The 24,732-nt window shown below is 70.7% G+C and carries 19 protein-coding genes and 2 pseudogenes; 6 read left to right on the forward strand and 15 right to left on the reverse strand.

Annotated elements, in window-relative coordinates:
- Positions 1 to 5 precede the first annotated feature (5 nt).
- On the reverse strand, positions 6 to 764 hold the full coding sequence (locus ACZ470_RS13210) for an SDR family oxidoreductase (RefSeq protein ID WP_468426972.1): 759 nt from the start codon (positions 762 to 764) through the stop codon (positions 6 to 8).
- A gap of 94 nt (positions 765 to 858) precedes the next feature.
- On the opposite strand from ACZ470_RS13210, the gene ACZ470_RS13215 reads away from it, so the two are divergent.
- Positions 859 to 1,710, forward strand: coding sequence for a helix-turn-helix domain-containing protein (locus ACZ470_RS13215; RefSeq protein ID WP_468426973.1), 852 nt, complete (start codon positions 859 to 861; stop codon positions 1,708 to 1,710).
- 17 nt (positions 1,711 to 1,727) lie between these two features.
- On the opposite strand, the gene ACZ470_RS13220 is transcribed toward ACZ470_RS13215, so the two are convergent.
- Entirely contained in the window at positions 1,728 to 1,967 is a 240-nt protein-coding gene (locus tag ACZ470_RS13220) for a hypothetical protein (protein ID WP_468426974.1), read from the reverse strand.
- 577 nt (positions 1,968 to 2,544) lie between these two features.
- Here ACZ470_RS13220 and ACZ470_RS13225 point away from each other — a divergent pair.
- A complete protein-coding gene (locus ACZ470_RS13225) occupies positions 2,545 to 3,465 on the forward strand; it encodes a hypothetical protein (RefSeq protein ID WP_468426975.1) in 921 nt (306 codons plus the stop codon).
- Between the two features lie 125 nt (positions 3,466 to 3,590).
- On the opposite strand, the gene katG is transcribed toward ACZ470_RS13225, so the two are convergent.
- The 8 genes and pseudogenes from katG to ACZ470_RS13265 all read right to left on the reverse strand — a co-directional run bounded on the left by katG (position 3,591) and on the right by ACZ470_RS13265 (position 12,996).
- Complete coding sequence (gene katG / locus ACZ470_RS13230; RefSeq protein WP_468427200.1) at positions 3,591 to 5,780, reverse strand: catalase/peroxidase HPI; 2,190 nt, start codon at positions 5,778 to 5,780, stop codon at positions 3,591 to 3,593.
- 483 nt (positions 5,781 to 6,263) lie between these two features.
- A pseudogene (locus ACZ470_RS13235) lies at positions 6,264 to 6,626 on the reverse strand (SIS domain-containing protein); the annotation flags it as partial.
- Positions 6,627 to 6,695: 69 nt separating this feature from the next.
- Complete coding sequence (locus ACZ470_RS13240; RefSeq protein WP_468427201.1) at positions 6,696 to 7,289, reverse strand: orotidine 5'-phosphate decarboxylase / HUMPS family protein; 594 nt, start codon at positions 7,287 to 7,289, stop codon at positions 6,696 to 6,698.
- A gap of 3 nt (positions 7,290 to 7,292) precedes the next feature.
- Positions 7,293 to 7,706 (reverse strand): annotated as a pseudogene (locus tag ACZ470_RS13245) (carbohydrate kinase family protein); the annotation flags it as partial.
- Between the two features lie 253 nt (positions 7,707 to 7,959).
- Entirely contained in the window at positions 7,960 to 9,024 is a 1,065-nt protein-coding gene (locus ACZ470_RS13250) for an alkene reductase (protein ID WP_468426976.1), read from the reverse strand.
- 223 nt (positions 9,025 to 9,247) lie between these two features.
- The gene (locus ACZ470_RS13255; RefSeq protein WP_468426977.1) at positions 9,248 to 9,433 is read right to left on the reverse strand and encodes a hypothetical protein; all 186 of its coding nucleotides are present in this window, start codon (positions 9,431 to 9,433) and stop codon (positions 9,248 to 9,250) included.
- Between the two features lie 360 nt (positions 9,434 to 9,793).
- Positions 9,794 to 10,405, reverse strand: coding sequence for a hypothetical protein (locus ACZ470_RS13260; RefSeq protein ID WP_468426978.1), 612 nt, complete (start codon positions 10,403 to 10,405; stop codon positions 9,794 to 9,796).
- A 467-nt stretch (positions 10,406 to 10,872) separates the two neighbouring features.
- The gene (locus ACZ470_RS13265) at positions 10,873 to 12,996 is read right to left on the reverse strand and encodes a HEAT repeat domain-containing protein (RefSeq protein WP_468426979.1); all 2,124 of its coding nucleotides are present in this window, start codon (positions 12,994 to 12,996) and stop codon (positions 10,873 to 10,875) included.
- Between the two features lie 673 nt (positions 12,997 to 13,669).
- Here ACZ470_RS13265 and ACZ470_RS13270 point away from each other — a divergent pair.
- Positions 13,670 to 14,590, forward strand: a complete 921-nt coding sequence (locus ACZ470_RS13270; protein WP_468426980.1) for an NADP-dependent oxidoreductase — start codon at positions 13,670 to 13,672, stop codon at positions 14,588 to 14,590.
- 586 nt (positions 14,591 to 15,176) lie between these two features.
- On the opposite strand, the gene ACZ470_RS13275 is transcribed toward ACZ470_RS13270, so the two are convergent.
- The gene (locus tag ACZ470_RS13275; RefSeq protein WP_468426981.1) at positions 15,177 to 15,956 is read right to left on the reverse strand and encodes a hypothetical protein; all 780 of its coding nucleotides are present in this window, start codon (positions 15,954 to 15,956) and stop codon (positions 15,177 to 15,179) included.
- A gap of 133 nt (positions 15,957 to 16,089) precedes the next feature.
- Here ACZ470_RS13275 and ACZ470_RS13280 point away from each other — a divergent pair, with 133 nt between their 5' ends.
- Together ACZ470_RS13280 and ACZ470_RS13285 are read left to right on the forward strand one after the other, a co-directional pair.
- Positions 16,090 to 16,335, forward strand: a complete 246-nt coding sequence (locus ACZ470_RS13280; RefSeq protein WP_468426982.1) for a hypothetical protein — start codon at positions 16,090 to 16,092, stop codon at positions 16,333 to 16,335.
- A gap of 203 nt (positions 16,336 to 16,538) precedes the next feature.
- Positions 16,539 to 17,387, forward strand: a complete 849-nt coding sequence (locus ACZ470_RS13285) for an alpha/beta hydrolase (RefSeq protein WP_468426983.1) — start codon at positions 16,539 to 16,541, stop codon at positions 17,385 to 17,387.
- Here ACZ470_RS13285 and ACZ470_RS13290 read toward each other — a convergent pair.
- From ACZ470_RS13290 to ACZ470_RS13305, 4 genes are all read right to left on the reverse strand, one after another.
- A complete protein-coding gene (locus ACZ470_RS13290) occupies positions 17,282 to 17,596 on the reverse strand; it encodes a DUF2742 domain-containing protein (protein ID WP_468427202.1) in 315 nt (104 codons plus the stop codon). The genes ACZ470_RS13285 and ACZ470_RS13290 overlap by 106 nt on opposite strands.
- A 78-nt stretch (positions 17,597 to 17,674) precedes the next feature.
- Positions 17,675 to 18,619, reverse strand: a complete 945-nt coding sequence (locus ACZ470_RS13295; RefSeq protein ID WP_468426984.1) for a tetratricopeptide repeat protein — start codon at positions 18,617 to 18,619, stop codon at positions 17,675 to 17,677.
- On the reverse strand, positions 18,616 to 23,148 hold the full coding sequence (locus tag ACZ470_RS13300; RefSeq protein ID WP_468426985.1) for a hypothetical protein: 4,533 nt from the start codon (positions 23,146 to 23,148) through the stop codon (positions 18,616 to 18,618). The genes ACZ470_RS13295 and ACZ470_RS13300 overlap by 4 nt, the downstream gene beginning before the upstream one ends.
- Entirely contained in the window at positions 23,145 to 23,990 is an 846-nt protein-coding gene (locus ACZ470_RS13305; RefSeq protein WP_468426986.1) for a hypothetical protein, read from the reverse strand. The genes ACZ470_RS13300 and ACZ470_RS13305 overlap by 4 nt, the downstream gene beginning before the upstream one ends.
- Before the next feature lie 217 nt (positions 23,991 to 24,207).
- On the opposite strand from ACZ470_RS13305, the gene ACZ470_RS13310 reads away from it, so the two are divergent.
- Entirely contained in the window at positions 24,208 to 24,726 is a 519-nt protein-coding gene (locus ACZ470_RS13310) for a Pycsar system effector family protein (RefSeq protein WP_468426987.1), read from the forward strand.
- Positions 24,727 to 24,732 lie beyond the last annotated feature (6 nt).

Consider the following 24,732-nt stretch of genomic DNA (forward strand, 5'->3'; position numbering starts at 1 on the left):
GGAGTTCAGCGCTGGCGGGTGGGGCGGACGACGATCTCGTTGACGTCGACGTCCTGGGGTTGGGCGAGGGCGTACGAGACGGCGCCGGCGATGGCGTCGGGGCCGATGGTGTGGGCGCGGTAGGTGCGCATGGCTTCGGCGGCCCCGGGGTCGGTGATGGTGTCGGCGAGTTCGGAGGCGACCACTCCGGGAGAGACGGTGGTGACCCGGATCGCGGGGTCGGACTCCAGGCGCAGTCCCTCGGTGATGGCCCAGGCCGCGTACTTCGTTGCGCAGTACACGGCTGCCGTGGGCACGACCTCGTGGGCGCCGACGCTGGCGATGGTCACGAAGTGGCCCGCGCGCTGCGCGGTGAAGAGCGGCAGCGCTGCGGCGATGCCGTGCAGCAGGCCGCGGATGTTGACGTCGATCATCCGGTCCCACTCGTCGGTGAGCAGGGAGTCCAGACGGGAGAGCGGCATGACGCCGGCATTGGCGACGAGGGCGTCGACGCGGCCGTGGCGTTCGCGGGCGGCGGCGACGAACGCAGCGACGTCGGCGCGGTCCGTCACGTCCAGGCGGACCGGGTGCAAGCTCCCGGGCGAGGCCGCGGCGCGTTCGGCGAGCGTGCGCAACCGGTCGGTGCGCCGGGCGCCGGCCACCACGTGGTGGCCCTCCGCTGCGAGCCGTTCGGCGACGGCTGCGCCGATGCCGCTGCTGGCTCCGGTGACGAGGACGACCTTGGGGTTGGGCTGCCCGGCGGCTTGGTCAAGTGGTGTGGTCATGGCCTCAAGGCTGGCCGGACCGCCGTCGCCGCGGGAGGGGCGGGATTCTCCTGGGTGCAGCGCACCCAGGAAGACGGCCGGCCACGGATTTACGATGGGGCGCATGGCAGCACGCTCCGAGCTCGGCGCCTACCTCAGCGCCCGCCGCGCCCAGGTCACCCCGGTCGATGTGAACCTCCCGGCCACCGGATACCGGCGGGTGCCCGGGCTGCGGCGCGAGGAGGTGGCCCTCCTTGCCGGTGTCAGCGCCGACTACTACACCCGCCTGGAGCAGGGCCGGGAGCGTGCCCCCTCGGCCCAGGTACTCGACGCGCTGGCCTCCGCGCTGCGGCTGGGCGAGGACGGCCGGCAGCACCTGTATCGCCTCGCCGGTGTCGGCCCACGCGCCACGGCAGCCGCGGTGCCGGACCGCGTGGAGCCGAGCCTGCTGGCACTGATGGACGCCTGGCCCCACAACCCGGCGATCGTCTACAACCGCGCGTACGACGTCCTCGCCTCCAATGCCATCGCCGACGCGCTCTTCCACGGCTGGACGCACTCCCGCAACCTGATGCACGTGGTCTTCACCGACCCCGCCGCCCGCACCTTCTACCGGGACTGGCACGAGGTCGCCCGCAACTCCGTCGCCGGCTTCCGCCTCGGCCACAGCGCGGCACCGGACGACCCTCGCGTCCGCCAGGTACTGACCGAACTCCTCGACTCGAGCCCGGAATTCGCCGACCTGTGGTCCCGCCACGACACCCGCGGCAAGGCTCTGGAGCTCAAGCGCTTCGCCCACCGCGACGTCGGCCCGCTCACCCTGACCATGCAGACCTTCGACATCCGCTCAGCGCCGGGCCAGGAACTCGTCGTCTACCACGCCGAGCCGGCCTCCCCCAGCAGCGACGCTCTCACCCTCCTCGGCTCGTTGGCCGCCAGCCCATCCGTCCGGAGGCCAGCCGTCTGAGGGGCCTGGATACCCGCTTACCCGCGCAAGCGGGCAGCTCCACCACCGCCGATGTCGTCCGAGGTCTGTGACGACTTGAGCCGCCGGCGCAGCACATGACCATCGACCAGGGCAACCACCTGTTCCTCGGCATTGCACGCCCTTTCCGTACTGCCGATCCTTGCCTCCCGATACCCGATACCCGATACCCGGGCACCAGCCGCACAGAGGACCACAGGGCTGAGGGCCAGGCCGAGGCCGCCGGCCTGGTACTCCATGCCCTCGCGGTAGTCCTGCCGCAGCTCGCCGCGCTGACCGCACCGGATCCGCCGGGCGAGACGGCAGCGGGCCCACAGAGGTACGGCCCGTCCCAGTGGCGGCCGCGTGGGCTGAGATTCCCAACGCCCGGACTCACCTGCCTGGAGCTGCCTTCGGCATCGCAGCCCTCCTGGACAACCCCGTTCAGCGGATTGAAGCGACGCGGTGATCCGCAGCTTCTACGAGCTCTGGATCTAGCGCGGGGTGCCCCTCTGGACGACGACTGGAGAGCCAGGCCGGCCATTCAAGATCACACTTTGACTGTCAACTCCGCTGGGGCACTTCGCAACTTCGCATCAGCGGTTGAAGCCCAGGCCGAGCAGGCGCACGCTGAAAGTACGGACAGTTTTCGCGCCGTTCGGTTGGTTGTCCGCCGACCGGTCGGGCCAGGTCGGTCGAGGATGCCGACACTGCAGCACCGCAAACTCACCCCCCGCGCCTACCCAGAGCCTGCTCGCGCGACAGGTAAGGACCACGGCGATTCGGCATCCACTACGAGATGAGAAAGGCCGCTTTGGAATGGATGTATCACCTGAGATGCTGGAAGCCAAGGATGTACTTGCGGCCGTTTTGGGGCAGGCTTTGCCCTTCCTCCCTGGCGTTGTGGGCGTCGATATTGGCTTTCGACAGGACGGGGTCGAATTGACGGACGAAGTCGTCATTCGCGTCCTGGTCACTGACGAGAACAATGTGCCCAGCCAGCTGGAAGCCCTGACAGTCGACACTCCTTTTCCTGTGGCGGTTGTGCAACACGACTTCACCCCGTTGGCGGACGACACCACGTACGCCCCAGTAATCGGTGGAGGCACCATAAAGGCGGAACATGGTGGATTCCTGTCCCCAGGAGGTACATTGGGTGGCATTGCGAACGACGCGATGTTCGGTGGGCAAGTTGGGGTCTCCTGCGCGCACGTGATCGCGAGTAGCACAGAGCCGGTGAACATCCTCCAGGGTGACCCGATATACCAGCCCGGCCTGAACCGCAAGATCGGTAGGCTCCACCGCTGGCAAGACACCACCGACACAGCTGCATTCAAGTTCGATGATGGCGTTGCCTTCGATCGGATCATTACCGAGATCGGGGCTTACAGCGGTATATCTAGAGCCAAACTGGGAGATCCAGTACGGAAACGCGGTAAAACAACGCTGCTCACTACCGGCCGTGTGAGCGCGGTGGGGCTACAACCGCTCGGTATCGGAACTCCCCCGAATTCATTCGAAATCTACACCGACGACGTAGCCAATCAGCCGATCTTTGCGGAACGCGGCGACAGCGGATCTCTGGTCGTCAACCTTTTCGACCAGGTGGTAGGGGTCCTCACGCAGAAGGGGATCGAGTACAGCTCGATCGTTACCATCGGCACGCCTCCTCCAGGTGCAATATCTGGGTTCGCCACGCAAATGATGTCCGAAGGTGGGGTCACCGGCGCTGCCGACTCAGTCGGAATCAGCTTCTGAGGGGCGGTTCGCAAGGTACTGAGGTGGGTGGCCGGAGACCACGCCGGCGACCGTCTGCCGGCCCAGCGCGTCAGCAATCCGAGGGCGTCCCGGTCGGCCGGGCGGCGGCCGACCGGGACGTCGGGTCAGCGGAGGTCGAACCGGTCCAGGTTCATCACCTTGTCCCACGCCGCCACGAAGTCGCGCACGAACTTCTCTCCCGCGTCCTGGGACGCGTAGACCTCCGACAGGGCTCGGAGCTGAGAGTGCGCGCCGAAGACGAGATCGACGGCGGTGGCGGTCCACTTGACCTCGCCCGTGACCCGGTCCCGGCCCTCGTACACGTTCTCGTCCGAGGTGGACGCCTTCCACTCCGTGCCCATGTCGAGCAGGTTGACGAAGAAGTCGTTGGTCAACATCTCCGGCCGGTGGGTGAAGACGCCGTGAGGGGACCGCTGGAAGCCGGCGTTCAGGGCCCGCATACCGCCGATCAGGACTGTCATCTCGGGAGCGGTCAGTGTCAGCAGATTGGCGCGGTCGAGCAGAAGGGTCTCGGGTGACAGCTTCTCCCCTGCCCGGACGTAGTTGCGGAACCCGTCCGCCCTGGGTTCGAGAACGGCGAAGGACTCCACGTCGGTCTGCTCCTGCGAGGCGTCCGTACGCCCCGGTGCGAAGGGGACCGTGATGTCGTGCCCGGCGTTCTTCGCGGCCTGTTCGACGGCCGCGCATCCGCCCAGGACGATCAGGTCGGCGAGCGAGAGCTTCTTGCCGCCGGTCTGTGAGCCGTTGAATTCCTGCTGGATCTGCTCGAGGGCCCGAACCACCTGGGTCACTTCGGGCAGGTCGTTGGCCTCCCAGTTCTTCTGCGGTGCGAGTCGGATCCGTGCGCCGTTGGCCCCGCCGCGCTTGTCGGTGCCGCGGAAGCTCGCCGCCGACGCCCATGCGGTGGCGACCAGTTGGGAGATGGACAGGCCCGAGGTGAGGATCCTGCTCTTGAGGGCGGCGACGTCCTCGTCGGCGACCAGTTCGTGATCGACCTCGGGGACGGGGTCCTGCCACAGCTGCGGCTCGGCGATCCACGGGCCCAGGTAGCGCGAGAGGGGGCCCATGTCGCGGTGCAGCAGCTTGTACCACGCCTTGGCGAACGCCACCGCCAGCTCGTCCGGGTTCTCGTGGAACCTCTTCGTGATCGGTCCGTAGACCGGGTCCACTTTCAGCGCGAGGTCCGTGGTCAGCATCATGGGAGCGTGCCGCTTCGACGGATCGTGCGCATCGGGCACGGTGCCCTGGGCCGAGGCGTCCGTGGGAGTCCACTGATGCGCGCCGGCGGGGCTGGTCGTCAGCTCCCAGTCGTATCCGAACAGGTTGTTCAGGTATCCGTTGTCCCACTTCGTGGGCTCGGAGGTCCACGCGCCCTCGAGCCCGCTGGTGAGCGTGTCGGCGCCCTTGCCGCTGCCGTAGGTGTTCCGCCAGCCGAGGCCCTGCCGCTCGAGAGGGGCGGCTTCGGGCTCCGGGCCGATGTACGAGGGATCGACCGCGCCGTGGCACTTGCCGAACGTGTGGCCGCCGACGATGAGCGCGACCGTCTCCTCGTCGTTCATCGCCATGCGCCCGAACGTCTCGCGGACGTCCCGGGCGGCAGCCAACGGATCCGGGTTGCCGTTGGGTCCTTCCGGATTGACGTAGATGAGTCCCATCTGGACGGCGCCCAACGGACCCGCGAGTTCCCTGTCGCCGCTGTAGCGCTCGTCCCCGAGCCAGATGTCCTCGGGACCCCAGAAGATTTCCTCCGGTTCCCAGATGTCCTCCCGCCCGAAGCCGAACCCGAATGTCTTGAAGCCCATCGACTCCATGGCACAGTTGCCGGCGAAGACCAGCAGGTCGGCCCAGGAGATTTTCCGGCCGTACTTCTGCTTGACCGGCCAGAGCAGACGGCGGGCTTTGTCGAGGCTCGCGTTGTCCGGCCAGCTGTTGAGGGGGGCGAAGCGCTGAGCGCCGGAGCCGCCACCGCCCCGGCCGTCGGCGATGCGGTACGTCCCGGCCGCGTGCCAGCTCATTCGGATGAAGAGCGGTCCGTAGTGGCCGTAGTCGGCGGGCCACCAGTCCTGGGACGTCCTCATCACCTCGAAGACGTCCTGCTTCAGCGCGTCGAGGTCGAGGGTCGAGAATTCCTCTGCGTAGTCGAAGTCCTCCTCCATCGGATTGGCCCGTGGCGAGTGCTGATGCAGTACCTGTAGGTCCAGCTGATTCGGCCACCAGTCCCGATTCGTTTTGGGCCGAGTCGACGTGGGGGTCGGGGAGGGGATCGCTGGGTTCTCGCTTTCGCTGGCCGACACGGCCACCCTTCTTCCTGTCTCGCTTCCATTGCCGGAATCCAAAGGGAATGGTCGCGCGCCGGGTGCCGCGCCGCCGTGAGAACACGCAGGGAATGCCCCGCCCAATGTGAATTCGACGTTTCCACCCAGGTCGTGACGCTGTCCGCGCAAGCGATGGACCACGGGTACGCGCGTTCGGCCTCGTCGGCTGCGCTCATGCATCCGGCCGAACACGCGCTCCCGCCCATCGCGCCGGCTCCCGGTCCCACGACCGTCGGACCGGGGGCTCCCGCCGTCACTCCGTGTTGGCGTGGGCCTTCCGCGCCGCCTCGTTGTCCACCGAGAGCAGCCCGGCCAGCCGCAGTGCCACGACGTCGAGGGCGATGTGGGTGGCCTGGTCGAACAGGCTCGACAAGGGCTGGACGCTGACGGCCTCACCGGGGCGCCGGTACTTGGTCGCCGCCGGGGCCACCAGGGTGGTGGCGGCCAGTTCGCCGAGGGGGAGTCGGCCGCGGTGGTGATGGCGTGTACCAGGGCGCCCGCCGCGACCGCCTGCTCGGCGACGCGGACCGTGCCCGCCGTGGTGCCGGAGCCGGAGACCGCCACCACGGTGGCGCCGGCGCCGACCGCGGGGGTCGTGGTCTCACCGACGACATGCACGGGCAGGCCGAGGTGCATCAGCCGCATGGCGAAGGCCTTGGCCATGAACCCCGAACGTCCTTCGCCGGTCACGAAGATGCGCTCGGCGTCGAGGAGCACCTGGGCCAGAATCTCCGGGGCGGAGTCGTCGAGGGCCGCGAGGACGCCCTCGATCTCGGCGAGGATCCGCGTCTTCAGGGCGTCGGTCGTGGTCGTGTGGTCGGTCATGGTCGTGTGTCTTCCGTTCGTTCTCGGGTGGTACTGGTGTGGTGCGCGGTGTGTACGGCGGGGCGTACGTCAGTCCCGGCCGGCCGCGCGCGCCAGGCGCCGGGCGGCGGCCGCGGGGTCGGCGGCGCCCGTCACCGCCGAGCCGACGATCACCCGCAGGTAGCCCGCACCGGCGAGGCCGGGCAGGTCCTCGGCGGTCAGTCCCCCGGCGAGGGCGAGCCGTCGGCCCGCGCTCCACGCGCCGAGCAGGGCGGCGGGGCCGTTGCCACCGTGCTGGGCGTCCTTGCCGATGTGCGCGGCGAGGACCACGGACGTGGACAGCCGCGCGGCGAGGTCCGTACGCCGTGGCCCGGTGGTCTCCATCAGGTCGACCACGGCCTCCTTGCCGCGTTCGGCCGCGAGCTGCACCGCCTTGTCGAGGGTCGCGTCGGCGGCGACGCCCAGAACGGTCGCCGAGGAGGCGCCCGCCTCGTAGGCGAGGCCGAACTCGAAGACCGCGTCGTCGGCGGTCTTGAGGTCGGCGAGGACGGGCACGCCGCCGGCGGCATCCACGACCTGCCGTACGGACTCCATGCCGTACTGCTTGATCAGGGAGGTGCCGACCTCGATCCAGTCGGTGTGCGGGGCGACGTCGGCGGCGACGCGCGCCGCGCGGGCGGGCAGGCCGTCGCTGTCGCCGCGCCGTGTGGTGGCCAGCGCGCCGACGGCGGCGGCCCGGCGCAGTGCGTCGGGTGTGTCGAGCCCGTCGAGGTGGGCGCTGATGAGACCGGCCGCGAAGCCGTCGCCGGCGCCGACCGGGTCGACGGACCGTACGGCGAACAGGGGCTGGACCCAGGAGCCGTCGTCCTGGAACAGCCGGGTCGCGCCGTGCCCGCCGTCCTTGACGACGACGCGGCGGGCTCCGGCCGCCAGATAGTGGCGCGCGATGCCCTCGGCGTCGTCCCGGCCGGTGAGCAGCCTGCCCTCGCCGAGACCGGGCAGCACCCAGTCGGCGCGGGCCGCGAGGTCGCCGACGACCCGCACCATTTCGTCCCGGTCCGGCCACAGGGCCGGGCGCAGGTTGGGGTCGAAGGAGATGGTGAGGCCCGCTTCACGGGCGCCTCCAGCCGGCCCTCACGAACGCGGCCCAGGAACTGTCGTTCGCGCTGCCGACGGGGACGTACTGACGCGTCGTCACGGACGGACGGGGCAATGGGAGCCGTGGGCCGTGCGGGGACGACGTCCCTTCGGGGCCTCGATTCCTCCCCGGGGCCGGCGACGTCTTCGCGGCGATGCGGTGAGCCACGTACGGCACAGGAGCCTCCGCGTACGGCGCGGAGGCCCCTGCCTGGTGTCACAGCGTGGGGTAGTCGGTGTATCCCTCGGCGCCGCCTCCGTAGAAGGTCGACTGATCGGGCGTGTTGAAGGGGCCGCCCGCCTGCAGCCGGGCAGGGAGGTCGGGGTTGGCGAGGAACAGCTGCCCGTAGGCGATCACGTCCGTCGTGCCGTCCTCGACGAGTGCCAGCGATTCGGGGCCGGTCGGCCCCTCGGTCGCCGGGCTGAGGACGAACACCCCGCTGAACCGCTTGCGCAGCACCGTGGTCACCTCCCGGGCCTCCGGGGCGACCTCCACCACGTGCAGATAAGCCAGGCCCAGCGGGTCCAGCGCGTCGACGAGCGTGGTGTACGTGGGCTCCGGCTCGGGTTCCTCGATGCTGTTGAACGGGTTGCCCGGCGACAGCCGCAGGGCGGTGCGGCCGGGGCCGACGGCCTCGGCGACGGCCCTGACGGTCTCCACGGCGAAACGGACGCGGCCCGCCACCGAACCGCCCCACCAATCGCCGCGCCGGTTGCTGTTGGGAGCAAGGAACTGGTGGATCAGGTAGCCGTTGGCGCCGTGGAGTTCGACGCCGTCGAAGCCGGCCGCGACGGCGTTGCGAGCGGCTGCGGCGAAGTCCGCGATGGTGGCCCGGATCTCCTCGTCGGTGAGCTCGCGGGGAGTGACGAAGCCCTTGGGGCCTTCGTGGGTGAAGACCTGGCCGGTGGCGGCCACCGCGGAGGGTGCCACGTTGACCAGTCCGTCGGGCAGCAGGTCGGGGTGACCGATGCGGCCGGTGTGCATGAGCTGGGCGAAGATCCGTCCCCCGGCCGTGTGCACGGCGTCGGTGACGGTGCGCCAGGCCGCGATCTGCTCGGCCGTGTGCAGCCCCGGCGTGTTGGGGTACCCCTGGCCGATCACGGAGGGCTGGATGCCCTCCGTGACGATCAGGCCGGCCGAGGCGCGCTGAGTGTAGTACTCGGCGGTGAGGGCGGTGGGCAGGGCGTCGTCGGTGGCGCGGCTGCGGGTCATCGGGGCCATGGCGATGCGGTTGGCAAGGCGGAGGCCGGAGAGGTCTATGGGGTCGAAAGCGGTGGTCACTGAGTCTCCTCGGGAGAATTAATTGGTCGACCAAATATATAGGACGGGTGTCCGAGGTGATCACCGGGAAGGCGGAAGGCTGCGGGAGCGGCGATGGATGCCACCAGGGAAGGCGGAGGATGACGCGGCGGGCCGCATCTGCGCGCGGCCCGCCGCCGGGGGCGGTCCGATCGGCCGTGCGCCGAACCGGAGGGCACGGCCGCGTCACGTGGCGGGGGGACCGCTACGCGGCATGGGGCTCCGGGCCGGGAGCTGGCGTGACGCGCCTGCGGACGAGGGTCCGGCACGGAACGGACACATCTCCCGTCGCGTCGACCGTCAGCACCCCGTCCGCGTCGTGCAGGTGCTCCAGCACGTACTCGCGTACCCGGTCGGCATCCCACTTGGCCCGGTCGAGCAAGTGCTGCATGCCCCGTCGCCCACTCCGCGATGATCCAGAGTTCTTGCACAGCAGGTCCGACAGCAGCCCCAGCGCCAAGTCCCTCGTCCGGCCCCTGGTTCCCCCCCAAAAAAAACCGGCTGCTGTCCGGGACATCAGGAACTCGACGCCTCCTGCCAGCCGGCACGATCTCCAGCCCCGCACCACGCACCTCATGCTGCCGCTGCGCCTGTTGGCAGCGGAGTTGCCGGCCTAGCCGCCGACGACGACCACGACGGTCGAGGACTGGGGCATGAGCCCCTTGTCGTACCCCGACGCCCCAGGGGGCGCCAGGGGGCGCCAGGCCAGTGCCGCTGGGCAAGCGGCACTGCTGATCTTCGCCGCCCGGGATCAGGCAGGAGTGGCGGCCGGTCCGGTGAACGGGGGCAGCGCCTTGAAGCGGTCGTCGAGGGTGATCGTAGGAGTGAGGCGGCGGAGGGTTGCCCGGACCCGGGTCAGCGGGTGCTCCGGGAACCGGTCGTCCCACTCCTCGTAATCAGCGACGTGGTACGGCAGCCCGCCGAACTGCTCGCCGTCCCCGTACGGGTGGGGCCGGAAGTACTGGTCCGGACCCACCTCGGCCGTGATCATGGCTTCGCGCATCCCGGTCATGCCACCCTCGGCGGCCTGCACCTTCAGGACCGTGCTGCACCCGCTACGGGGCACCGTCCAGGTGCCGAGGAAGACCTGCCCGCGCCCGCCAGGCCGCGGTACCTTGATCAGCTGACGGACCGCCTGGACCCCGTCCACCCCGCCGATCACTGCTTCGATGAGCCCGCCCCCGGCCCCCGCCGCGACCCGTGCCAGCCCAGTCCGCAGCCCCTCCGGCTCCTCCAGCCTGCCCGGCAGGTCCGGTACGAGAGGAAAGAAGTGCACGGAGAGGACGAGCCCGGCCTCGTCGGTCCACACGCCCGCCTCACGCTCGGTGAAGCCCGTCAGGTCCAGCCCAGTAATCGGAGTCATGGTGATCATCATGCTGGATGGGGCGCGGGGCGATCCACGGAGTTCGGCGCCGCCCGTCACGGGCGATTCAACGCCAAACACGCGGCCCGACCACTACTGGTCAGAGCGCGCCGCGGTTGGATCGGCCAGGAACTGCGCCACGGGACCCTGACCGCGCACCAGCCGAAGTCGGCCACGGCCCTGCGATTACGCGAGCCACAGCCCTGCGCCGGTCATTGCGCAGGGCTGCCGGCCCGCACGCTCCTGGCGCGCAAGGGGCGTACTGGCAGCGAGGTATCGAGGCTGCGACGCGGTGGCTGCGCAAGACGGGCAGTATGGGTGGCTGATCAGCACCGGTGCTACGCCACTGGCGCCCTGGAGGCGGCGCGTGTGGCGGACTTGGGAGCGCTGGACATGGTCTGGTCGGTGCATGCGGCCGCGTGGGAGGCCGGCCTCGACGTGGCCCGCTCCAACGCGGGGGCGCCGCCTCAGGTTGTTCCCGGGGCGGGTGCTGACGGCGCCGAAGGATCGAGCCGGGCTATGAGGCGACGGCCGACCCGCTGAAGTTCCTCGTCGTGATCGATGCTCTGGAACCTGCCGCCGCGCCGGGGTTGGGCCAGTTGCTCGCGGAGCAGGGGCAGAGCTGGTGCCGCGAGGGGGCCCATGCGGTCCAGGCAGGTCACGACGTGGTTGGCCGTCGCGGGGTTCTGGGCCATGGCCTGAAGCAGGGCGTCGAGGGCGGCCGGTGCCTCGGCCTCACCGCCGATCTCCCAGAGCGCGACCGCGCAATGCACCCGAACCCATTCGTAGTCGTGCGTCAGGAGAGCCCGCAGGCGCGGCAGTGCGACGGAGGCGGGCGGGCCTATCTCCCCGAGCACATCAGCCGCGTCACCGATCCGGAAAGTGATGCGGTCGTCGAGGAGGCCGAGCAGGAGCGGCATGACCTCGGCCAGGTCACCGCCGACGGCCCACAGCGCGGCGACGGCGGCAGGCCGTACGTGCGCGTCGGTGGCGGTGGTCAGCGACCGGATCGTGTCGCGTGCGCCGGTCGCCGCCGGGCCGAACGCCCCCAGTGCCTTCAGAGCCGATCGCGTGATGCCGTGCTGCTCATGGCGTACCGCGGCACGGAGCGTGTCCACAACCACAGGAACCGCAGCCGGGTCGCCCAGCGCGGCCAGGGCGGAGAGGATCGCGTTGGCGCTCATCTCGCTCCACTGCTGGGAAAGGTCGAACCGGCGCACGTGGTCGCAGAGCCGAGGCACCAACTGGTCCGCCGCCTGTGGCAGATGCCCTGCGACCTGGATCGCACGCCAGGCGTCGTTGTCGCTGTCCAGCGCGGCCAGCAGACTCGGCAGCGCGCGTGCGTCGCCCAGGCGCGCCAAGACCCGGACGGCCTCCTGGTGGCTTCTGCGCAGCCCTGCCTGCGGTGCGGCCCACACGTTCGGGCCGTGCACCCGCCGTTGGGCGTCAACGTGCGCGGCGAGTGCCTCCCGGGCCGGGGCGGCGATCGGATGGCAGGACTCCAGGACAGCCGCAGCCTCGGCGGCGACCTCCTGGTCGACCGTGGTGAGCTGGCCGGTGACCAGCAGGAGGAGCCGGGTGTGGTCCCCTCGCCAGGCGCGCATCAGCTCCCCGCTCATACGGACCGCATCCAGGCGCGAGCCGGGGTCGGGGCTGCTCAGCTGCTCGGCCAGCACCGCGGTGCGCTGGGGCACCCGGGCCCCTAGGGCTTCGTGGAACGTACGCAACAGGCCCGTAGTCGGTGCGTACACGCGTGTGTGCCGGTCGAGGTCCTCGAAGGCGGCGACGACCTGGGGCGCAACTGTGTCCGTGGGTGCCGCCGGGCGGCTCGGGGCCGGTGCGACGGGCCGCACGGGTATGGCGCGGGCACTCTCGCGCAGCAGGCCGACGGCGGCCGACACGACGTCCTCGCCGATCTCATCCGGGGCGCAGCGGGCCCGCTGGACCACGGCGGCGAGCCGGGTCACCGGGCCCCGGGCCGGGTCGGCGGCGAGCTCGGAGAGCCAGTCCATCACCTGTTGCGAAGCCGTCGGCACGCGCAGCGCCAGGGTGGCCGCCGCCTCCACGATGCGCAACCGCGCCGCGATGTCATGTTCAGCGGCCAGCCGCTCGCGCAGCACCGCGGCGGCCCGGTCGGTGTCGTCCAGGAAGAGCCCGAGCCCAGGGATCGCGGCCAGACGCACGTCCGGGTCGGGGTCGAAGGCGAGTTCGGCGAACTCCGCACCCCGCTCGCGCAGGAAGGCGACGGCCTGCCCGCAGCCCGTCGGTGGGTAGTACTCGATCTCGGTGCCGTCGTCCTCGAAGCCCCGCTCCAGGGACTCCCGGCCGATGCTGACCAACAGCGCGACGACAGCGGCCCGTTCAGGCGTGGCGCCGTCGACGGCCAGCTCGAACAGGAAGGGCAGGCTGGCTGCCGTGGGCGGGTACACGCTGCCCTGGTGGTGTACCGCGCCGTAGAAGCGGTCGAGGGCCTTGCGGCGCTCCTCCGTGACCGGGGAGCGCAGCGCCCACAGCAGCGCCGGTACTTCCTCGGCCGAGCCGTACGCGTGCTCCAGCGACGCCCAGTCGATGTCATGAAGTCCGTCGAACATGATCAGAACCATGCCAGGCGCCACTGACAACAGGAGCCGTCTCGGGCCCGGGGCCGTACGACACCTGGCTTCGACAGCGTGAGCTGGGGTCTGGCGTCAAGGACGTCGGCCACTTCAGTGTCAAGCGCGAGGGCCGCCGCTGGTACGTGAAGGGGCAACCGGCCTCCGCCGAAACCGGCCTGCGATGAGCCGGGCAGTCGGCGGGTGTGGCCGTTGGCGAAGGGGTCACCACGCCAACGATTACGGGCCGGCGGAGCCCTACCGAGCCCGGATTCGGCCGCAGAATTCGTTCTCGCTCAAAAGTCTCCCTCTCCCACCCACAGCGCGATGTGCAGCGCGGCGTCGCCTCCAGGAGCCCCGCCCGTCCGACACCGCCCCCGGCCACCCGCCGCGAGGCCGTGTGCGGCCGGCGTGGGCCCGCGTCTCGTCGCTGGCGGCCCGACCGTCACGAATGCAGTGCTGGTGGGACCGGAGGTTTGGACGCGGCGGGCAGTACAGTGGCGATCGTCCTGCCTGGGCCGGACTTGCGGCCCCGGAAGAACGGTCCTCATGAATGGCCCACTCGAAGCGGGACGGAGTGGCCCACGTGCTTGGGCCGCCTGAACCCTAAGGTCGAAGGTGACCACTGCGGCGCACGCCCGCGTCCGCCTCCCGTACCTCGGAGGAACCACTCATGCAAGCCGTCACCGTTCAGGACCGCGAGGCCGGTGCCAGCGGCCTCGCCCTGGCTGAGCTGCCCCACCCGCACGCTGCGGAGAACGACGTGATCGTGAAGGTCCATGCCGCCGGCTTCACACCGGGTGAGCTGGACTGGCCCGCCACCTGGACCGACCGGTCCGGACGCGACCGGACCCCGAGCGTGCCCGGCCACGAACTGTCCGGCGTCGTCACCGAACTCGGCTACGGCACCACCGGCCTGACCGTCGGGCAGCGCGTGTACGGCCTGACCGACTGGGCCCGCAACGGCACGCTGGCCCAGTACACCGCGGTCGAGGCCCGCAACCTCGCCCCGCTCCCCGCGGACGTCGACCATGTCACGGCCGCCGCGCTGCCCATCTCCGGACTCACCGCCTGGCAGGGTCTGTTCGACCACGGCCACCTCCAGACCGGGCAGAGCGTCCTTGTCCACGGCGCCGCGGGCGGCGTCGGCTCGATCGCCGTGCAGTTGGCTCGCGCGGCGGGCGCCCGGGTGATCGGCACAGGACGGGCCGACGACCGCGAGGCCGCACTCGGTCTGGGCGCCCATGCCTTCGTCGACCTCCAGGCAGAGAAGTTGGAGGACATCGGCGACGTCGACGTGGTGTTCGACGTGATCGGCGGCGACATCCTCGAGCGTTCCACCGCCCTGGTCCGCCCCGGCGGCACCCTGGTCACCATCGCCGAGCCCGTCACCGTCCACCCTCGCGACGGACGCGCTGTCTTCTTCGTGGTCGAACCCGACCGCGCCCGTCTGACAGACCTCGTCCAACGGGTACGGGACGGACGCCTCAAGCCGGTCGTCGGTGACGTTCGGCCGCTGACCGAAGCGGTCGCCGCGTTCACACCGGACAGGCGCACTCACGGCAGGACGATCATCCGCGTCGCCGAGGACTGAGCCAGCGAGCGATCGAGCCGCATCGGCTCGGCGGCGCTCGCCACCGGACTATCCCGGCGGCTGGAGCAGCACGGGCACAGGCCTGCCTCGCGGGTGGACCGTGGCGGGTTCACGGCGCGCGGCGGGGGCGTATGGCGCCGGGTCCCGACTTGTCGCGGATGCGGTCCGTGGCCGCTTCGGCGTCGAGGCGGGCCTCGTGGGTGGTGTCCAGGCTGATCTGCGGGGCGACCTGGCCGGCGTCGATGACGTCCTCGCCCTTGCGGGCGAGGCCGATGGGGCGGCCGCGTTGCGGGCCGGCGGCGTCGATCAGCTGGAGGCGAGGGCGCGCGGGTCGTCATCGTGCGCGGACGACTCGGTCAGGCAGCGGGTTTTCTCCCAGCCGGTGCCGTCGGCGAAGCGCAGGGTGAGAGGCCGCCACTGCACGCCGCCCAGGACCCGCTATGCGGTCGGCACCGGCGCGAAGCCGATGATCCGACTCAGCCGCCTGCTGCCGACAAGGCCTTCGACGCCCTCATCAAACGCGGCTCGGGCGTCCCCGTCTGCAGTAGTAGATGAGAGTGCAGGCGGCGACGCTGTTCACACCCGCTCAGCCGGCCGACATGTTCCGTGTCGCCTCACGTGCTTCGGTGAGGGCTCGCTGCCTCAGGTTGCCGCCGAACAGCTGAACCGTGGTGGCGGACAGGATGTCATCCCTGCCGATGGTCCGCCCGTCACCCCTGCGGGCGGATGGGGCCCCAAGGGAATCCTTGGGAAACGGGGGTGGGGCCGGTTCGCCCGACATCACTGGGGTGACCGCACCGAAACGCTTGACTCCGCCCTCGCGGACGACCACGGCCGCGTCCCGGGCGAGGCCCGTCAGGAACACGCTCGCAATTCCGTCCAGGTCACGGACCATCGCCGGGACGGCAGTCACTCCCCGACTCCGGAGCAGCTTCTTGACCCCAGCCTCGAACCTGTGCGCGCCGACCACCGCACTCGGTTTGCGCGACCTGCTGCGCTTACGAGACGGCACGATGACACCCCCGGCGTCGTACAGGACACCGGTCAGGCCCCGAAACGTCGGGCTGTGGTCGTACCACTTGCTCCCCACCTCCAGCTCGACGTTCCGGTCGATCGCCGAAAGAAGGTCCCCGGGAACCAGCTTCTTCCGGTCCTCCTCCGCCGCCACTCTCCTCGCACCCTCGATGATCTCCGTCAGCACCGTCCGCGTCACCGACGCGGCGGCCCACGCAGCCGGCCGAGAGACGTGCATCGAGGTCACGTCCCTGAACACCGCTTTGACGAGAGAAGACTTGAACGGCGAGACATCCATGACCGAGGCAGTCTTCGGACCGCTGCGATCAGGGCTTGCGGGCTGTGTGGTCACCGGAGGAAAGCTCCCTGCTCTCGGAGTTGTCGCAGGCCCACACTTCACCACGAAGACCCGCTCTCTTCCCCCATCCTCCGTCGAAACGGCACCCGGTCAAGGGCCTGATGGGCACGTCCCGACGCCCGAGCCAATGATCAGCCACCTCCCGCCCGCCTGCGTACCGTGGCACCTGCGTTCCCCGTCCGGCCGCGTTCTCCCCAGCCCCTGCCAACGAGGAGGAGCGGCCGGTGCCGACAAGGTCGCCACCAACCTCTCCGCTGCGGCCCGCGCGGACGATGCCGGGCCCACCGCACGCCACGACCGCGACGGCGCCAGAAAGTTCGGCGAACGCGGCCGGGTCGCGGAACTCCACGCCGAATGCCCGGCCGTCCCGTAGCGGCAGCCGCTTGCGCCGCACCCGCAGTTCACGTGCCGTCAGCTCGACGCGCTGGTCCTGCTTCGGCGTTGCTCTCCAGGACCCGATCAACGTCAATCGGAAGTAGTGAGCCCTTTCCGACCTCGCGCTGATGCTCCGAGGTGGAACGTTTGGACGAAAAGCCCTTGCGGCCAAGGGCGGTGATCGACCTACCGTTTCTCCCCGTGACCATCGAGATGCCCTACCAGCCACTTCCGATCGACCAGTCGGACGTGCGCTACGTCCACGGGCCCGATTCCGCTCCACAGCCGGGTGTGCCCGCTGGTGAGACCGTCGTGTTCGAGTGGAGGAACAGCGAGGTCTACCCGGGAACCTTCCGGAAGTTCTGGGTACACGTGCCTGCACGGTACGACCCAGCGGACCCGGCATCCCTGATGGTCTTCCAGGACGGATGGTGGTACCTGGACCCCGCAGGGGAGGTACGCGGCGCGATCGTCCTGGACAACCTCATTCACCGCGGCGACATCCCCGTCACCATCGGCGTATTCGTCGATCCCGGCGTCTTCCCCCATGCGGAGAACCCGAAGAACCGCAACAACGAGTACGACGCCTTTGACGACCAGTACGTCACTTTTCTCCTCACCGAGATCATCCCGCAGGTCGCGGAGCGCTATACCATCGCCCAGTCGCCCGAACAGTGGGGCATCTGCGGCGGGAGCAGCGGCGGCAACTGCGCCTTTACCGCCGCGTGGCTGCGCCCGGACAAGTTCCGCCGCGTCATCGGATACCTGTCCAGCTTCGCCCAGATGCCCGACGGCAACCCCTACCCAGACCTCATCTCCCGCGTCCCCCGCAAGCCGCTGCGCATCTTCATGCAAGGCGGCCACCGCGACCTGCACTGGAATGAGCCGCAACGGAACTGGCTCGCCGAAAACCTGCGGGTGGCAGCCGCTCTCGCCGAAGCGGGCTACGACTTCCGCGTTGTCCTGGGAGACGGCGGACACAGCCCCAACCACGGCGGCGTCCTGCTGCCGGACGCTCTGCGCTGGCTGTGGCGGCCCAACGCGGATTGATCGATACACGCGCCATCAAACCTGGCGCCGGCTGCGACGTGGAGGGCTGCACCCTGGTCACATAAAGGCGTGAAACTCCCTGCCGAGCGCAGAGCAGTCAGTGTCCTGTCGTCGGTGTCGGCGAGCAGCCGCCAGGCCGTCGGTGTCGAGGCGACCGGGCCGAACACTTCGGCCTGGTCCGCGATGGCCTCGCCGCCGTCGGCGAGCATTACCGCCAGGTCGGTGGCGATCCGTCCCGAAGGCACGTTGGCGTTTCCGTCTCAGCAGCCGTCGTCGAAACGGCGAGGCTAGGTGTCGCGCCGCAGTGCCTCGAGGTTCTGTGTGAGCCGGGCGCGCGTCTCCTTCGTGCCGTAGTGATCCTCACCGGCCGTGCGCTCGTAGCGGTGCAGCAGGTCGGTGTTGAGGGTGCGGGCCGCCTCGTAGTCGCCGATGGCGTGGAGCGTGTGGGCGATGTCGGCCGCCGCGTCGAGCGTGTCCAGGGAGGCCACGCCCGACCTCTGGAGGTGCCAGTCGTGTACGGCCCAGTACATCCCGAGTGCGCTGCGGTGCTCGCCCAGACCGAAGAGGCTGGCTGCGGTGACCGCCATCGTCCGGTTGGTGGTCCGGTGACCGGTGCCGAGGCGGCGCTCGCACCGCCGCAAGGTCTCGGAGCTCAGCCGGAGGGCCTCTTGGTGGTCGCCGAGCTTGTTGAGGCAGACTCCCAGGTTGCAGAGCGAGTGGAGGGTGTCCGGATGATCGGCGCCGAGGCTCTGCGACCGCAGTTCGATGATGCGCTCCAGCAGCGGCCGGGACGCTTCGGCGCCCTCCCCTTCGTACCGGCACGCGGCGAGCCGCTCCAACGCCACGATCGTGTCCGGGTGCGTCTCCCCGAGCTGCTCCTCCCAGTCGCGTTGCACGAGTTCTGCCAACGGGACGCCGACCTCTGCCCGGTCGGAATCGTGGAGATAGTGGAGCACGCCGATGAGCAAGGCACGGAAGGGCTCCGCTTCCCCGGTCGGAACGCCGGCCTCGCGCGCGTAGCCGAGGAGGGTCTGTACGGTCGGCGTGAGCACCCGGTAGGCGTCCCAGTGGTGCGAATCGTGCGGGTCGGGGACCGGCATCGCCGTGAGCCGGTCCCGGGCCGACCGGCACACCGCCGCGAGCCCGGAGGCATCCGTGACAGTGGTGTCGCGGAACAGGGCCAGGACGTCCGCGTGCGCCTGTGCCACCGCGACGTCGACGGGCTGCGTCACGGTCGCCGCCCTTCCCCGACGAGCCGCTCCAGCCGGACCCCGTCCACGACGTCCGGTGCGCTGCCCTTCGGAGAAGTGCAGGCGAAACCGCGGGCGGCGGCTGAGCACACGGCGGCGGCCGCGTCGGCGCCGAACGCGTCGGTCAGCGGCTCCGTGGCGTGTTCCAGCAGGCCCGTGGCGAAGCCCCAGTTCGTTGAGGCGATCTCGTAGAACTTGTGCAGCGCGACGGCCGGCGCACGCTCCAGCAGCACGGGAAACAGACGGGCGGTGACGACGCCAGGGATCCAGTTCTCGTTCGGAGAGCCGAGGACGCAGCGGTCGGTGGCGTGCAGCAGCCGTACGGGGTCCACCAGTTCGCCGAGACTGGGCGAGGACGCCAGGACGCTCAGCGCCTCCACGCCGGTCGCGGAACGGTCGTCGGCCCGCGCCGCGGCCTCCGCGGCGAGCTCCCGGATCCCGGGCCGCTGATCGGGCCGGATCTCCGCGGCGTAGGCGAGCAGTTCGGCTGCCGCCGCGAGCTGGGACTTGTCCAGCAGCTCCCGGAGCCGTCGTACGAACGCTGGGCTGACGGGGGCTCCGGGGGCGGGCTTGACGAGGTCGACGGCCGCGCCGTAGACCGGGTCGTCGATGTGCATGTCCGCCACGCGGGATACGTGTCCGGGGACCGAGCCGGCAATCCGGTATTCGTGGTAAGCGGCCGCGGCCGCCGCGCTCTGGGCCAGGATGTCGGTCAACTCCGGTGACTGCAACGGCTGGAAGGCGCGGATGAACATCTCCCTGGCCGCCGGATCGAGGCGTTGCCTGGCACCGACCGACGTGAGATTTCGGCGGTGTATCTCCTCGCAGTCGGCAATGGAGGGCTGCCCGTCGATGAGGAGGGTGGCGTGGAGGGAGGACACCCACGCCGCCAAGGTGTGCCGATGAGCGCGGGCCAGATAAGGCAGCCGCTGTAGCGCCTGTACGTCCGTTTCCCGGCACCCGAGCGCACGCACCGCCAGCTCGAAACGGACCCGGTGGTCGGGGCGTGTGTACACCCACGCCCCCATCTCCTCGTCGCCGGCGCCGCGGACGGTCCACCGGTAGCGCGACAGGTCGCCGAGCGCCCGGTCGATCTCCTGGGAGAACGCGTCCGCCTCGGGGCCGTGATGGGACACGAGGTCGGGGCCATGCGCGAGCCGGTGGAGCATCGCGTACCCGATCGCTCGTTCCCCGGGATCGTCAAGGGCCCCGACGAGGGTGCCCGCCCGGGCGAGGTCCTGCGAGGCGACGCGCTCCGCCAAGCGGTACACCACGCGGTCCAGGCTGCTGTTCGATTCGACCTCGACAGCGCGCACGATGTCCGCGGGCGTGCGGAAGAAGCGCTCGCGCACGCGGGCGGCCCAGTACTCGCTCAAGTTGAACCGGTACTGGGCTCCCCCCAGGTTCAGCGGCTGCGAGTCGGCCTCGGAGGCTTCGGCGGCGGACGCGGACGCTCCGGCCGGTACCTGAGCGTACGTGGTGTAGCCGACGCCGCCCCAGCCGACCGTGTCGGGGTTCTCCGTCTCACTGAGCACGGCGTCGAGAATCGCGACCGCCTCGGTCATCTCCCCCCGCGCGACGTGCACATGGCCGATCCCAGCGCGGACCGAGAGCCGGTCGAGCCCGAAGATCTCGCGCACCGGGGCCTCGTCGGCAGCCATGGCCTTGTCCCGCCACGACCAGTCCGTGATGAACCACGCGGTCTGCCGCACGTCCCCGGCCATCCGCGCCGCCCGGCCGAGGTCGTGGGCGGCCATGCGGCGGACGGCCTCGATCAGTTCGGCGTCCCATTTGAGGCTGTGGACCGGATCCGGGGGTGTCCCCCGACCGGTGACCCGGGCGTGGACGTGTTCGGCGGTCCTCATCGCCTCCTCCGGGTCCGCGTGGCCGAGGGCCTCCCTGGCGTCGAGGTTCGCCCATTGCTCGTGGGCCGGGGTCCTCGCCAGGTACCGGTCGACGCAGTCGCCGGCGCGCGAGTACTCCCCCCAACGGATCCAGAGGCGGGCGGCGTCGAGGAAGGCGCGGGGTGCCACGTTTCCCTTCTCGAACCCGGTATCGAGGCGCGCCAGCAGGCATCGTGCCGTGGTGCGGTCCACGTCGGCCAGCACGCGGGCCGCCGCGGGCAGTTGCCCCGCCAGCTCCTTGTGCTCACCCGCGGCGAAGACCTCGGCGCGGACCTCGGCGAGGAGCCGCCGCCCCTCGTCCGGCCGGTTCCCGGTCCATGCGGCGGCCAGCCGGGCCAGCGCCGGCAGCGCCAGCGGATGCCGGGCGGCCCGGAGCCCGCGCTCGGCTTCGCTCAGCAGTTCCATCGCCGTTGAGCCGGGGCCTGCCCGCTCCGCGAGATCCAGATGGTCCGCCCAGCGCTCGCCGCTGATCCTGTCGATGAGGGTGCGGGCCTCGGCCACGTCCGGTGTGGCGGCCGCGGCCGCGCGGTACACCACGTCCGGCTCCGTCTCGGAGCGGAACTTCTGCCGCACCGTGTCCTGCGCGTGCTGCCACAAGCGCAGCGCGCGCTCGAGGTCGTACGGCGCCAGCAGCCTCGCGGCCCGCCGAGTCGCGGAGTACGCGTCGTACTCGATGTCCCGGTCGGTGCCGCTTCGCGGCATGATCAGCGCGCACTCGACCAGAAGATCCAGCAGTTCCGCGGTGGTCGGCTCGCCGGGGCCTGGCCGCGCGTACCGCAGGATCTCCTCCACGGCCGTGATCCGCTGCTGCGACGGCGTGATCGCCGCGACCCGCTCCAGGGCCTCATTGAGCCGGCCGGTACGGGCCAGCAGTCCGATCACCCGGGGCGGCAGCGCGTCGCTGGACCGCCTGGCCCGCCGGCGGACGACGCCCAGGTAGGTCAGCGCGGGTAACTCGGCGACGGAGCCACGGTCCGCCAGCTGATGGGCGATGTGGTCGACCATGTCCTGGAAGCGGCCGTCGGACCCGAACTCGATCCTGGCGGCCCGTCGCAGGCCGGGGCAGACCACGTGGGCGGCGTCGTCGGACAGTGGTGACCCGGACTTCAGGAGGTGCGCCACGAGGTGGGCCAGGCCGTAGCGGTCCATGGCCGGCCAGTCCACGTCCGCCCAGGTGGGGGCGGCGCCCCGGTAGTGCTCTGCGATGCGCCGGTGCCAGGCGGCGGCGTCGACCCAGCACTCCGGGTGCTTCTCGCGGGTCTCGGGTGCGGTGAGGAATTCACCGATCGAGGTGTGGAAGAAGCCGATGCGGTGCTCGCGCCGGTCCAGCAGCCAGCGCAGGCTGCCCAGCACCTGCCGTACGGGCGCCTCGCGGAGGGACGTCCCGGACAGGGCCGCGAGCTGCTCCTCCGTCAGGGCTTCCCTCGCCACGGTGAGCACGCCGATGAGCGGCAGCGCCCCCGTCTCCCAGTCGTCCGGCGCCCCGGCCCTGCTCCGTGGCCACGAGGCGATGTCCTCGCGGACGAGTTCCAGGAAGAAGCCGTACAGGCCGACCAGGTTCCCGGGTATGTCGCTGAAGGCGAGCAGACGGTCGGTCAGCTCGTCGTTCCCTTCCACGGCGGCCGCGTTCAGCGCGCGGGCGTACGTCGCCAGATAGAGGAAGTTCCCTGCCGCCCTGCGGACGGCGTGGTGCTTGGTGTGGCCCACGAGCCGACCCCGGGTCCGTTCCATGGCGACGACCGCGGGCGTCTCCAGGACGCGGTCCGCGTACCGGCGCAGATCGTCCGCCACCTGAGCCGATCCGGGGTCGATGACCACCTCGGTGAGGCGCTCTTCGCGGGCCGCCCGGAGCAGCCGCAGTCTCGAGTGCGGCCGGGACGTCATGACGATCCTGATGTTCTCCGGCAGTTCGGGAGAGCGGGCCAGCCAGCGCAGCAGTCCGTCCCTCGGCGCCGCCAGGTCGTCGTCGGCGATCTCGTCCAGGGCGTCGAGCAGGATGACGATCCTGGCCCCGGGGTCCTGCTCGGCCAGCACCTGCGCGGGACCGATCAGCGCGAGGTGGGCGAGGTTGTCCGGATCGAGGAGGCGGGGTTCCAGCTGCGCCGTGCCGATCTCGATGCCGCTGACCGACCCACCCACGTCACCGATCCGCTGCTGCACTTCCAGCGTCGCGGTGTGCTGGAACGGCGACACCTGCAAGTCCTCGATCCTGAGGCCGACGACGCGGCCCTCGACCTGGACGGACTCTATGTGCTGCTCGATCACCACCGAGAGCCGGTCCTGCGCGAAGATCTCCGGGTGTACCCGGGCGAGTTGATGCCCGATGGAGAGCAGGAAAGCCTGGACGTCCCCGCCGGTGAGAGCGGTGCGGCTGTCCCGCCGGAAGAAATGGCGCAGCCGGTCGGGGCGGGATCGCGCCATTCCGGCGAGCAGGCTGGTCTTGCCCGCGCCGGGCTCGCCCGTCACCAGCACGTACTGGCCGCGCTCCGACTCCAGGGCCCGCTCGATCTCCTCGGTCAGCCACGCGCGCTCGACGTATTCCGTCCCCGTCCGGTCCCGGACCACGTCCTCGAAGGCACGGCCGCTCCGGCCGCGGTCAGCGGTCACTTCTCGCCTCCGGCGGTACGGATGTCCACCCCGATCACCGTGCCGCCGGGGGCCACCCGGCCGACCCTGGCGGTGCCCTCGAGGTTGCCCACGGCGCGGTCCGTACGCACCGCGACCGCGTCTCCCGCCACCTCGTCCACGTTGATGTCACCGCGGACCGCGGCCGCCTCTTCGGCAGTGCCCGCCGTCTCCGCCGGCTCGCGCCGCCGGTCCGGTTCGAGGTCCAACTGCCGGGCGTCGGCGTCCGGCAGCCAGATCCACGCTTCCCCCTGGTATTCCTTCTCCTCGACCCGAACGTGCCGCAACGCCTCCGGGTCGATGGTCGTATGCGCGTTCTGTACGACGTCCCGGAAGACGACCGCCGAGAGCGCGACGGCCAGGTCCACCTCCGGCGCCCGGACCAGGGCTGTGCGCAGGGCGGCGCAGTCCAGGATGCGGCCCGTTTCCACCGGGGCCCGGCCGACGAACCCGTTGGCGGCCGCGGAGGCCGGGCCGAAGTGGACGGCGGCGCGGAGCCGCAGTCTTCTCTCCCGCACCCGGTCGCGGTTGAAGGCGCGCAGCCCCGCGTTCAGGGCGCGCATGAAGGTGTCGACCAGGTCCGGTTCGAAGGCCTGCTCGGGCAGCACGGCGAACAGGGAGTCCCCGCCCTCCTGGGTCGCCCAGCGTGCGCGCTCCAGCCCGGCGGTACCGGCCGCCTCCGCCACCAGGCGCGTGATGCCCTCCTGGAGTTGGCGCTGGGTCACCGTGTCGGCCGTGCCGTACCCTTTCGCGTCGACCGCGAGCAGCAGGCGGCGCGCGAACGCGGCCTGGTGATCCGGCGAGTTCGCCCCATGTGCCGTCATAACACCTCTCAACTCGCCTGCGTCACAACGGATGTGCCCCCGAGGCGTGCGCCGTACACGCACCCCGGGCGGGCGCCGTTGCCACAGTCGTACACCCGCGTCCCGGCTCACACCCCGTAGAAGTAGGGGATTCCCGAAAGGCGTAGAAGGGACTGGTGTCGTCCCGGACAACGGCCACTACTGGACGGGACGCACCATCCCGGACCGAGGAGACGCCATGACATTTATCGGGCCGGCAGCCGACCGTAGCCCCGAGCGGGACATGTTCACCGTGCTGCACGCGACCCACCAGCAGGCGGACACCAAGGCCGGCGTGCTGGCGGCGGCCTTGGCGGCGCTGACCAGCACGGCAGGCGGGTGGAGCCACCCCGCGGTCCTCCTGTGGGAGCGCGGTGGGGCGGCCGGGCTGCTCGCCGGCGTGCTGCTCGCCGCGTTCGTCTGCGGTCTGGCCGGCGGCGCGGTGAGCCTGGCCGCGGCGTTGACCCCGCGCCTACTACAGGACCCGGCGGCCAACCGCTACAGCTTCCTCCAGCTGGCCGCCGCTTCCGAGGAGCAGCCGACGGATGCCGCGGATGCCCGAGAAACATCGGCAAGCGGGGAGTTGTCGCGCACGATACGGTTCCTCGCCCAGGTCGCCGTGCGCAAGCACCGCTGGCTGCGGGCCGGGGTGGCCTGCACCGCTGTCGTGGGGGTGGCCGCGGGCCTCGGCATGACCCTGCTACCGCCCCTGGTCTGAAGGGTT

This window comes from Streptomyces sp. NPDC031111 (genome assembly GCF_055570675.1).